This window comes from Arenibacter antarcticus, from assembly GCF_041320605.1.
GTDB lineage: Bacteria > Bacteroidota > Bacteroidia > Flavobacteriales > Flavobacteriaceae > Arenibacter > Arenibacter antarcticus.
Window position 1 is genome coordinate 2,852,096 of record NZ_CP166679.1, and the last position, 11,579, is coordinate 2,863,674.

Below are 11,579 nucleotides of genomic sequence, written 5' to 3' on the forward strand. Positions count from 1 at the left end.
AATTAGAGGTGGCATTATCAACTTTATAAATTGAGGTTTTGTTTTTCGACTAAATTCCTATTTTAAGGAGAAATTCTTGGCAAAGCAAAGCTGTGTGTTAAACCTTTACTCGGTATCGCCATCCAAATTTATCCTCGGCCTTGTTATATTGTATGTCGGTAATTCTTTTCTTGAGGATTGAGGCATAACTATTTTCCAATTCCGGTAGGTCGTAATCTTGACCTTGGTGTCCAAAAGTGGAGATAGGAGATATAACTGCGGCGGTACCTGCACCAAACATTTCCTTTAAACTTCCATTTTTGGAAGCCTCTACGACTTCTTTCACTGTTATTTTTCTAACCGCTACTGCGATATTTTCGTCTTTGGCGATTTCCAGGAGACTTTTTCTGGTAATTCCATCTAAAATTCGATCGCTAGTGGGGCTTGTAATCAAGGTGTCGTTAATTCGAATGAAAATATTCATGGCACCAGCCTCCTCTATATATTCATGGGTATTATCATCGGTCCAAACTACTTGATTGTATCCTTTTTCCACTGCCAATTGGGTGGGATAAAATTGTCCAGCATAATTACCACCAGCTTTGGCATAACCGACTCCTCCGTTGGCGGATCTCGAATATTTTTCTTCAATCAGCACTTTTACCTTTCCGGCGAAATAAGATCCAGAAGGGGCGCAAGCGATAATGAATTTGTATTCATCTGCTGGAGATGCGTGAAAACCATTGCCAGAAGCAAAAACAAAAGGCCTTATATATAAGGAGCTTCCTTCCGTGGTGGGAATCCACTCATGGTCTACTTTTAAAAGCGCTTTTAATCCCTCCATAAAATGTTCTTCTGGAATTTCGGGTATGGCAAGGCGTTTGGAGGAAATATTAATTCTTTTTTGATTTTCCAGTGGACGGAACAACCAAACATTCTTGTCAGCATCCTTATAAGCTTTCATTCCTTCAAATACAGATTGCCCATAATGAAAAATTTTAGCGGATGGGTCTAAGGTAATAGGTTGATAGGGAACAATTTTAGGAGTTTCCCAGGCCCCATTCTTAAAGTCACACACCATCATATGGTCCGTTAAAACTTTTCCGAACGCTAAATTATTAAAATCTACTTTATCAATTTTGGAGGTTTTTACTTTCTCCACTTTTATTGTATTTGAAATGGTTTCCATAGCGATTAAATTTAACGGAATAAAATTAAGCAATAAACAGCAGTGGTACTTCGTTTTTTAACTAAAATTGACCAATTTTGTGAAGTGTCTGTAAATACTAATAATAATGAAATATTTTAACATTTTAATCGTATTTATTGTGGCCTTTGTTGGGTGTAAGCAAGGAGAAAGATCCATGGTGCCACTATCGGAAACACTAACTACAGTTAATTTTGTACAGTTGGGTGCCCAGATAGAGAGTGCTGGTGCTTTGGACGCCGCATTTATGTTTGAGGAATATCAAAAAATTGATGGGAATGATTCCATTTCCACTAAATTCACTACTAAAGTCACTGATGTTTGTAAAGCTAAAGGGTGTTGGATGAAACTACAATTGGGGGAAGACCAGGAAGTGATGGTGAAGTTTAAAGATTATGGGTTCTTTATGCCTAAGGATATTGTGGGTAGGGAGGTAGTGGTGCATGGTTTGGCTTTTGTGGAGAAGGTGAGTGTGGAAGATCAAATTCACTTCGCGGAGGATGGCGGCAAATCCAAGGAGGAAATTGCCAAAATTACCGATGCTAAGAAAACTTATTCATTTGTAGCGAATGGGGTATTGTTAAAAAATTAAGGTGAAAAGGAAAATTATAACAACTGCGGATGGCTCTAAAACCATTCAAATAGAGGACTGGAATGAACAGTATCATTCCACCCACGGCGCCATTCAGGAGGCCTATCATGTATTTATTAAAAATGGACTCTCCCTTTTTCAAGATCAGAAGGTAGCTATCATGGAAATTGGTTTTGGAACAGGTCTTAATGCTTTTATTACCTTTTTGGAAGCTGAGAAATATGGCTTAGAAGTCAATTATGATGGCGTAGAGGCATATCCCGTTAACGAGATGGAGTATTCTCAACTAGATTATAGTACAGCATTGAAGGTAGAAAAATTTGAATCCATTTTTCTTCAAATGCACAAAAGTCTTTGGAATTCACCATATAAAATATCGGATAACTTTAGCTTATTGAAGCGGAAAATGGATTTTAGGGATATCTCTGATTCCGAGAAGTTTAACTTGATCTATTTTGATGCTTTTGGTTCCAGAGTTCAGCCAGAACTGTGGACAGAGGAAGTCTTTCTCATGATGTATCGTGCCTTGAAAGTAAAGGGTGTTTTAGTTACCTATGCAGCAAAGGGTGCTGTAAGACGAGCCATGCAAACAGTAGGTTTTACAGTGGAACGTCTGCCCGGTCCTCCTGGAAAAAGAGAGATGCTGCGAGCAGTAAAGGAGGTGTAATGTCGGTTTCGTGTTAAGGAAACCTTAACAAATACAGGAGTTGTATTGTTAAACCTACACTAAATAGAACTCTATCAAGATTTAAAACCCATACCTTTATCAAAAGTTTAGAAATAGGCTATGAAGATTTTAATTACAGGTGCTACGGGTTTGGTGGGGACAGAAATTGCGAAATTGTGCAGGGACCAAGAGATCTCCGTAAACTATCTAACCACCCAAAGAGATAAAATCATATCTAAAGAAGGATATACAGGGTATTACTGGAATCCAGCTAAAAACGAAATAGATTCCGATTGTTTTAAAGGGGTTAGCGCGATCATAAATCTTGCGGGCGCAAGTATTGCCCAGCGTTGGACCAAGAATAACAAAAAGAAAATACTCAGCAGTAGACTGGACTCATTGAGGACGTTGGCGACTGCTTTGGGTAATTTGGATGATCATGATATAGATGTCATAGTATCGGCCTCGGCTATTGGTATTTACCCAGATTCTCCATCCAATTATTTTAGGGAAGATGAGCAGAGGGTAGATGACAGCTTTTTAGGAGAGGTCACCCGTCTATGGGAAGAAGAAGTGGATAAATTTGAAAAATTGAATATAGGAGTGGCCAAAGTCAGAATAGGATTGGTGATGTCCAGTGAAGGAGGAGCCTTGCCGAAGATGGCGAAGCCAATACAATATTATCTTGGAGCAGCTATTGGTTCAGGAAAGCAATGGCAATCTTGGATTCATGTGCAAGATCTTGCCAACATATTTTTACATATAATAGAATCCGGACTAACTGGAGTCTACAATGGTGTTGGCCCCAACCCAGTGAGTAATGACAAGTTGACAAAAGAGATTGCGAAAGTTTTGGATAAACCCTTGTTCTTACCGAACATTCCACGAGTGGCAATGCAACTCATTTTAGGGGAAATGTCTTATTTGTTATTTGCTAGTCAGCGTGTTAGCAGTAAGAAAATTGAGGCAACTGGGTATAGTTTTATCCACTCAAATATATGTAGGGCCTTGGGGGAAATTTACAATGAAAAACAAAACTGTGGCCCAGACTCAGCCTATCAGGAAAAATTTGTGTCTTAGCCTGTGAAAATAACTTACAAAAAATATGTCACAAGACTTCATCCGCCACAAGCGGATGTTTTTTTTATAAACTTTAATGACATTATGACATTTTAGAAGAAATGGCAGTACTTTTGCCACTTCAAATCGGAAGTATATATATAAATGTATTTTAAATGAGCAAGGAAAATAAAACAGAAGGGATGGAGGATGCGATTTTGAACAATAAGGATCAACAGGAAATGGATCCAGCATCTCCAATAGAAGTAGAGGAGCAAATGGAATTGGAAGAGGAATTTAGTGTGGAAGAAAAATTGCAGGAAGATTTAGGCAAGGAAAAAGATAAGTTTTTACGCCTCTTTGCAGAGTTCGAAAACTATAAAAAACGCACTTCCAAAGAAAGAATGGACTTGTTTAAAACGGCTGGTCAGGAAGTGATTTTGTCATTATTGCCGGTTATAGATGATTTTGACAGGGCTTTGAAGGAAATTGCCAAATCTGATGATGAAGCTATGTACCAAGGCATAGCGCTAATAAGCAATAAATTAAAGGAAACTCTTAAAAGCAAAGGGCTTTTGGATGTAGAAGTCAAGGAAGGCGACGATTTTGATGCTGAAATCCATGATGCTATTACCCAAATTCCCGCTCCCAATAAAAAATTAAAGGGAAAAATTGTGGACGTAATTGAGAGAGGTTATAAACTGGGCGATAAAATTATTCGTCATCCAAAAGTGGTCGTAGGCAACTAAATATAGAGTATGAAGGAGGATTATTATGACATTTTAGGCATTGGAAAAAATGCCACTGCACCAGAAGTAAAAAAGGCATATCGTAAAAAAGCTATTGAGTACCATCCGGATAAAAATCCAGGGGATTCCAAGGCTGAGGAAATGTTTAAAAAGGCAGCCGAAGCTTATGAGGTGCTAAGTGACCCTAATAAGAAGGCACGCTATGATCAATACGGTCATGCTGCTTTTGAAGGTGGCAGCGGATTTGGCGGCGGCGGAATGAATATGGACGACATATTTAGTCAGTTCGGAGATATTTTCGGTGGTGCCTTTGGCGGAGGAGGCTTTAGTGGATTCTCCGGTTTTAGCGGAGGTGGCCAAAGAAGGGTGAAAGGCAGTAATTTAAGGATAAGGGTTAAGCTTACTTTAGAAGAAATTGCCAATGGTGTTGAAAAAACGATAAAAGTAAAACGAAAAATCCAAGCAGAAGGGGTAACCTATAAAACCTGTGGTACCTGTGGAGGTAGGGGACAGGTCACTAAAATTACCAATACTATTCTGGGAAGGATGCAGACTGCTGCAACGTGTACAGCTTGTAGTGGTAGTGGACAGATTATAGATGCTAGGCCAAGTGATGCGGATGCACATGGTTTAAAAGTTTCTGATGAAACAGTGAGTATCAATATTCCGGCCGGAGTAGAGGATGGAATGCAGCTAAAGGTCCCCAATAAAGGAAACGATGCCCCAGGAAATGGTGTGCCTGGTGATCTTTTGGTAGCCATAGAAACAGAAGATCATGCAACCCTGAAGAGGGAAGGAGACAATTTGCACTACGATTTGTATATCAGTATTTCGGAAGCTGTATTGGGAACCTCCAAGGAGGTAGATGCTGTTGGTGGTAAAGTAAGGATCAAGTTGGAGGCTGGAATTCAGTCCGGTAAAATTCTTAGATTAAGAGGGAAAGGTATTTCAAGTCTTAATGGATATGGAAGCGGGGATTTATTGGTACATATAAATGTATGGACTCCTAAAGAATTAAGTAAAGAACAAAGAGATTTCTTTGAGCGTATGGAAAATAATGAAAACTTTGAACCTAGGCCTGAAAAGTCCGATAAGTCCTTTTTTGAAAAAGTAAAGGATATGTTTTCTTAAAATATGTTTAAAATTAAAACCTTATATTTGAGATAATATTGGGAAACCGATATTTTCTTTTTCATAGCAATTTTTTTCCCATCCTTGATTCTTTAAGGGTGGGTTTTTTTAGTTAAACCCAATAGTTCAAAGCTTCGCAGAAGCGCGTGAAGTAGTGCTGGTTTAACTAATCCCGCCCTTTGGCGGGATCTCAACGTTTTTTCGGGTGAGTTTTGTGTTGATGTTAAACCCAATAGTTCAAAGCTTCGCAGAAGCGCGTGAAGTAGTGCTGGTTTAACTAATCCCGCCCTTTGGCGGGATCTCAACGTTTTTTCGGGTGGGTTTTGTGATGATGTGAAACCCAATAGTTCAAAGCTTCGCAGAAGCGCGTGAAGTAGTGCTGGTTTAACTAATCCCGCCCTTTGGCGGGATCTCAACGTTTTTTCGGGTGGGTTTTGTGATGATGTGAAACCCATAAGGCTCCAGCTAAAATGCGCTATCCTCTTATTGTGCAACTTTTAATAGAATATTCTAGAACTTGTTTTTTTTCTCTAAGCATATTAGGTTTCGTATGATTAGTTGATATTATAACATGTAAAAAAATGAGAGGAAAGAATATTTTATAATTTTCCTACCTCCCTCTTCTACTTCAATTATATATCTTTGGGGAAATTGCTGAAATGAACAATATATTGGTCGCTAACGGGATTACCAAACAATATGGTAACCATATAGCTCTCAAAAAAATATCGCTGGAAATTCCCAAAAACAGTATCTACGGTCTACTTGGTCCCAACGGAGCAGGAAAGACCACCCTGATCCGTATAATCAATCAAATTATATATCCGGACCAAGGCAGCATTTTGTTTGATGGGAAACCTCTGGAACCCAAACATATTTCTATGATAGGCTACTTGCCGGAGGAGAGAGGTCTCTATAAGAGCATGAAGGTCGGGGAACAGGTCCTATATCTTGCACAGCTTAAGGGGATGTCCAAGTCTGAGGCGAAAATAAAACTAAAATATTGGTTTGAAAGATTGGAAATAGGGGATTGGTGGAATAAAAAAATTCAGGAATTATCCAAAGGAATGGCGCAAAAGATTCAGTTCATAGTGACTGTGCTACATGAGCCAAAACTTTTGATTTTTGATGAGCCTTTTAGTGGATTTGATCCTATTAATGCAAGCCTTATCAAAGACGAAATACTTCGACTTAAAGAAAATGGTACTTCCATAATATTCTCTACCCATAGAATGGAATCCGTGGAAGAACTTTGTGAATATATTGCTCTAATCCACGAATCTGAGAAATTGTTGGACGGTAAGCTTGCCGACATAAAAAATGCTTACAAAAACAATATATTTAAAGTGGGATTGGGTATCCAAAGTGAAAATGGATTATTGGAAGATCTAGGAGATAAATTTCAGATATTGTCATCGGAGTATGCAGAAAACGGTCGTCAATTAAATTTTACAGTTAAATTACCTTCAAGTGACACAGGGGCTTTTCTGTCCCATGTTTCAGGAAAAGCCAATGTTAATAATTTCACCGAAACGATTCCTTCTGCAAATGATATTTTTATTAAAACAGTTCAAAACAAACAACACTCATGAGTAAGCTAGGACTCATTATTAAACGTGAATATTTAGCCAAGGTCCGCAATAAGTCGTTTGTGGTAATGACATTCCTGAGTCCTGTTCTTATGGTAGGAATGGTGGCTTTAATTGTCTATTTGACCAAAATGAATGACAATGAAATTAGGGCCATTGGAGTGTTGAACGAAAGTAATTATTTTTCAACGGATTTTCAGTCCACGGATAACACCTCCTTTGTTAAATTTAAGGATTTAGAGTTGCAATCTGCCAAGGACTCTATCCTTAATATGGGATTTTATGGGTTGTTGTACATCCCAAATAAATCAGATTTGGAATCGGTAGCTGGCGGTGCTACATTCTATACCAAAGATTCGCCAGGATCTACCATTGTTGTTGATCTGGAATCTGTTTTTGAAAATAGGTTGCGAATGCAAAGACTGCAAGACTTAGGCGTTTCGGCATCAGATTTTGAACGGTTAGACGTTAGTTTTGATATTAATACTTCCACATTCTCAGGGGAACAGAACCTAAAAGGGATCAATGAAATAAAAGCCTTTATTGGCGGAGGATTTGGATACCTTATTATGATGTTTATCATTATTTACGGTGGGTTTGTAATGCGAAGTGTAATTGAGGAAAAAACAAGCAGGATAATAGAGGTTATTATATCCTCGGTAAAACCATTTCAGTTGATGCTGGGGAAAATTATAGGTACCTCTCTGGCTGGAATCACCCAGTTTGTAATTTGGATTATTTCTGCCAGCATCTTGTTCGGAGTGTTGATTTTAATCTTTGGGATAGACCCATCTGCGCTTACCGCAGGTTCCGAAAATACACCAGGACTCATTGGAGGGGCTTCGTATATGACCAGCGCAGATACTACTATGCAAATGTATGCCAATGAGCTATTTAAGATACCTTGGGTAATGCTGATTTCTTTTTTTATCATCTATTTTATTTTGGGCTATTTGATCTATAGTTCCATATATGCAGCAATAGGTGCTGCAGTAGATAATGAGACTGATACTCAGCAATTTATCTTACCTATAATTTTCCCGTTGATGCTGGCTATCTATGTGGGATTCTTTTCTGTCTTTAATAACCCTCACGGACCCATTGCAGTAGGATTTTCATTGTTTCCCTTAACCTCACCAATTGTAATGCTTATGCGATTGCCAGGTGGTATAGGAGAAGGGGGAGTGCCTATTTGGGAAGTGGCGACCTCTATTTTCCTTCTGATAATTACGTTTATTGGAATTGTATGGTTAGCCGCCAAAATTTATAGAGTGGGAATATTAATGTACGGTAAAAAGCCTTCCTATAAGGATTTGTTTAAATGGCTTAAATATTGATATGGATCAATTGTCCTCTATAATTATGCAGATCAGGGAATTTCTATCCTTTAAAATTTGGCATACGGATACGGTAGACATAGCTGCTGACACCCTCAATGCCATTGTAGTTTCCTTCAATTTACTTATAAATGACAACTATGGGGATCCCCTGTTAAAGAGTGCAATACGGCATAAGATAGATGCCGATTTTGGGAAACACAATAGCGGCATCCCATTTCCACAGCGCTATGTTTTTTTATTTTCACAAAATCTTTCCTAACCCTATGAAATTAATGATGATACTAAGAATTAAATTGATGAGGCTGGCTATTGCCATAGTATTTATTATGTCCTTTAGCTTTGTATCCGCACAAACGCCCGATATTTTTAGGTTAGAGTATATGTTAATGCCTAGGAATAGTGCCGACGCCAAGCTGTCCCGTGTAAAATTGGTGGTCAATGTCCCGATTAAGGTTCGGGAAAAGGATAATATCATTATAGGGGCAGAGTACAATAGGATTGCCTTCGATTTATTAAGGGGCGAACCATTCAATGATGAGATTAAAGATTATTTTCACGTATTGGATCTAAATATGGCTTATGTGTACCAATACAATGCGGATTGGCGTTTGGTAGGAGTGCTTACTCCCCGTTTATCCTCCACCCTTAACAATCCCTTAGAAAAAGGGGATGTATCTATTAATGCTACCGTGGGGGCCATTTTAGACCGGCCACTGGCCGATAAACCAACGCGGTTGGTATTGGGGATTGCCTATAATTCTACGGTGGCCTTAAGAATACCGTTGCCTATAATTTACTATGAAAAACGGTTCCATCCCAATTGGTCCTATGTGGTAGGTGCACCTAAAAGTGGCGTTAAGTATCACTTTAACGAGAAACATATGTTACAGACAGAGTTTATTTTGGATGGTTATTATGTAAACCTTCAAAGCTCCGTCATTAGTTCAGATTCTGGTTTGGCTTCCTCCATATCCACTTCTGCAGCTTTGGTAACCTTCGGATATCAACATACCTTGGCCAAAAATATGTTCCTTTATGGATATATTGGACATACTTTGTTTCAGGATGGTGTGTTAAGAGATCAGGAAAGAAATGATATTTTTACATTGAATGACGAACCCAGTTTTTATTTTAGAACTGGCTTTAGAATAGGAATTTAAATTAGAACTATGGCTAGAATATTGGTAATTGAAGATGAATCTGCGATTAGGAGGGTGTTGATGAAAATCCTATCTGAGGAAAATGATAGCTATATCGTAGAAGAAGCGGAAGACGGACAAAAGGGGCTAGAAGCTATTAAAAAGGACGATTATGACCTCGTGCTATGCGATATCAAAATGCCGAAAATGGACGGGGTGGAAGTATTGGAAACGGTTCGAAAAATAAAACCTGAAATACCGTTTATCATGATTTCTGGACATGGAGACCTGGATACGGCAGTGAATACCATGCGTATGGGCGCTTTCGATTATATCTCCAAACCACCAGATTTAAATCGACTTTTGACTACAGTACGCAACGCGCTTGATCGAAAGGAGCTTGTTGTAGAGAATAAGATCCTTAAGAAGAAAGTTAGTAAAAACTACGAAATGATTGGGGATAGCACAGAAATTTCTATGGTGAAGGAAATTATAGAAAAAGTAGCCCCAACAGACGCTCGGGTACTTATTACAGGATCTAACGGTACTGGAAAGGAATTAGTTGCCCATTGGATCCATGAAAAAAGTGACCGTAATGCCTTCCCGATGATTGAGGTCAATTGCGCAGCCATTCCATCAGAACTGATCGAAAGCGAATTATTTGGGCATGTAAAAGGTGCATTTACTTCAGCTATAAAAGATAGAGCCGGTAAGTTCGAGGCCGCCCAAAACGGTACCATATTTTTGGATGAAATTGGCGATATGAGTTTATCCGCACAGGCAAAAGTACTTAGAGCGTTGCAAGAAAATAAAATTACCCGTGTGGGGTCGGACAAGGATATAAAGGTCGATGTAAGGGTTGTGGCAGCAACAAACAAGGACCTTAAAAAAGAAATTTCCGAGGGGAGGTTTAGGGAAGATCTTTACCATAGGTTAGCGGTTATAATAATAAAGGTTCCGGCCTTAAATGAAAGACGGGAAGACATTCCTTTGCTTATTGAGTATTTCGCGAAAAAAATTGCGGAAGAGCATGGGAGCGCTGTAAAAGCATTTTCTAAAAAGGCAATTGTGCTTCTGCAGGGGTATGATTGGACCGGGAATATCCGTGAATTAAGGAATGTAGTGGAACGATTAATTATATTGGGCAACAATGAGGTTACCGAGGAGGATGTGAAAATGTTTGCCAGTAAATAGGGTATCCCTACTAAATAGTGAGGAGAAATAGGCTATTTAAAGACTATACCTGGTGATTTTGGGAAATACCAAAGGTTGTTATTCGTCACAATCGCCAATATCCCGTAAGGCTTGGGCCGCAATTTCCTTGGTTTTTAAGTTATAGTATTTTTTCCCCTCGCTTAGATTGGGTAGTAATAACTGCTTTTCACAAAGTGTGAAAACCTTTTTGGCATAGTTGTACGCTTCCTTGCAATCTACAGAGATTACCACCTGGTCCATAGATTCTTTAAACCGTTTTAGGGATTTATCTATCGTTTTTTCCAATTCCTTGGTGTTAATTTTTTTTATAGCCTTTTTCTCTGCAATGGATTCTGTGGTATTCAATGCCAAGAGGTCATTACTATATCTGCTGTTGTGTGAGTCGTGTTGTTCTAATGCTTCTGAACCCCCAATAGTATAGTCCAACGCCTTTTTTAACAAGATTCTTGAGCTTGTTATAGTGGTTGCTTTTGTAGCGAGCTTTAAATTATCAGCCCCTTCATCTATAAGACCCGTAGCTTGTTCGCAGCCACAATCCGCTAATTGGGATCTGGATTTTTCAATGGCATTTATAGCCTTATACGCAAAATATTTAGCGAGGTTTAAATCTTCTGTAGTAATTGCTTTTTTGGTTTGTGTTTGGATAAACTCGATATTGGAACCAGCATAGAGACATGCTTTGCTGGATTTAAAAGATGCAAAAACTAAAGGGATCAATCCACAAAGAAGGAGAAAGGTAGTTCTCATAACGTAGGTTTTTGTAATCTGTTCGACTTGGGTAATCAACATTGTAAAGATACTCTTACAGATTGGGATGGACCTTGTTTTTTCGACCAAGACCTGTTTTTTAGGGTTTATACTGCATAAAATGTCGTTTCAGGAGTCGGTGGTATATGGGATTTCTTGATTTTG

General features: G+C 38.7%; 12 protein-coding genes. 10 read left to right on the forward strand and 2 right to left on the reverse strand.

Annotated features, from left to right (window positions below):
• Positions 1-97: 97 nt before the first annotated feature.
• Positions 98-1,168 (reverse strand): branched-chain amino acid aminotransferase, encoded by a 1,071-nt coding sequence (locus tag KCTC52924_RS11725; RefSeq protein ID WP_251808313.1) that lies wholly within the window; start codon positions 1,166-1,168, stop codon positions 98-100.
• A 106-nt stretch (positions 1,169-1,274) separates the two neighbouring features.
• Here KCTC52924_RS11725 and KCTC52924_RS11730 point away from each other — a divergent pair, with 106 nt between their 5' ends.
• The 10 genes from KCTC52924_RS11730 (at position 1,275) to KCTC52924_RS11775 (ending at position 10,646) form a co-directional block, all read left to right on the forward strand.
• Positions 1,275-1,778, forward strand: coding sequence for a DUF4920 domain-containing protein (locus tag KCTC52924_RS11730; protein WP_251808314.1), 504 nt, complete (start codon positions 1,275-1,277; stop codon positions 1,776-1,778).
• A 1-nt stretch (position 1,779) separates the two neighbouring features.
• Entirely contained in the window at positions 1,780-2,445 is a 666-nt protein-coding gene (gene mnmD / locus KCTC52924_RS11735; protein WP_251808315.1) for a tRNA (5-methylaminomethyl-2-thiouridine)(34)-methyltransferase MnmD, read from the forward strand.
• Between the two features lie 120 nt (positions 2,446-2,565).
• Entirely contained in the window at positions 2,566-3,525 is a 960-nt protein-coding gene (locus tag KCTC52924_RS11740; protein WP_251808316.1) for a TIGR01777 family oxidoreductase, read from the forward strand.
• 155 nt (positions 3,526-3,680) lie between these two features.
• Positions 3,681-4,253, forward strand: a complete 573-nt coding sequence (locus tag KCTC52924_RS11745; RefSeq protein ID WP_251808317.1) for a nucleotide exchange factor GrpE — start codon at positions 3,681-3,683, stop codon at positions 4,251-4,253.
• 9 nt (positions 4,254-4,262) lie between these two features.
• Positions 4,263-5,384: a molecular chaperone DnaJ gene (gene dnaJ, locus KCTC52924_RS11750; RefSeq protein WP_251808318.1), complete on the forward strand. Its 1,122-nt coding sequence runs from the start codon at positions 4,263-4,265 to the stop codon at positions 5,382-5,384.
• Between the two features lie 659 nt (positions 5,385-6,043).
• Positions 6,044-6,976, forward strand: a complete 933-nt coding sequence (locus tag KCTC52924_RS11755) for an ABC transporter ATP-binding protein (RefSeq protein WP_251808319.1) — start codon at positions 6,044-6,046, stop codon at positions 6,974-6,976.
• Entirely contained in the window at positions 6,973-8,310 is a 1,338-nt protein-coding gene (locus KCTC52924_RS11760) for an ABC transporter permease (protein ID WP_251808320.1), read from the forward strand. The genes KCTC52924_RS11755 and KCTC52924_RS11760 overlap by 4 nt, the downstream gene beginning before the upstream one ends.
• A 1-nt stretch (position 8,311) precedes the next feature.
• Entirely contained in the window at positions 8,312-8,572 is a 261-nt protein-coding gene (locus KCTC52924_RS11765; RefSeq protein WP_251808321.1) for a hypothetical protein, read from the forward strand.
• 13 nt (positions 8,573-8,585) lie between these two features.
• A complete protein-coding gene (locus KCTC52924_RS11770; protein ID WP_251808322.1) occupies positions 8,586-9,473 on the forward strand; it encodes a DUF6268 family outer membrane beta-barrel protein in 888 nt (295 codons plus the stop codon).
• Positions 9,474-9,482: 9 nt separating this feature from the next.
• Positions 9,483-10,646 carry a sigma-54 dependent transcriptional regulator gene (locus tag KCTC52924_RS11775; protein ID WP_251808323.1) on the forward strand — a complete coding sequence of 388 codons (1,164 nt, stop codon included), beginning with the start codon at positions 9,483-9,485 and terminating at the stop codon, positions 10,644-10,646.
• Between the two features lie 78 nt (positions 10,647-10,724).
• Here the strand turns inward: KCTC52924_RS11775 and KCTC52924_RS11780 are convergent, their stop codons facing one another.
• Positions 10,725-11,414: a hypothetical protein gene (locus tag KCTC52924_RS11780; RefSeq protein WP_251808324.1), complete on the reverse strand. Its 690-nt coding sequence runs from the start codon at positions 11,412-11,414 to the stop codon at positions 10,725-10,727.
• Between the last annotated feature and the right edge of the window lie 165 nt (positions 11,415-11,579).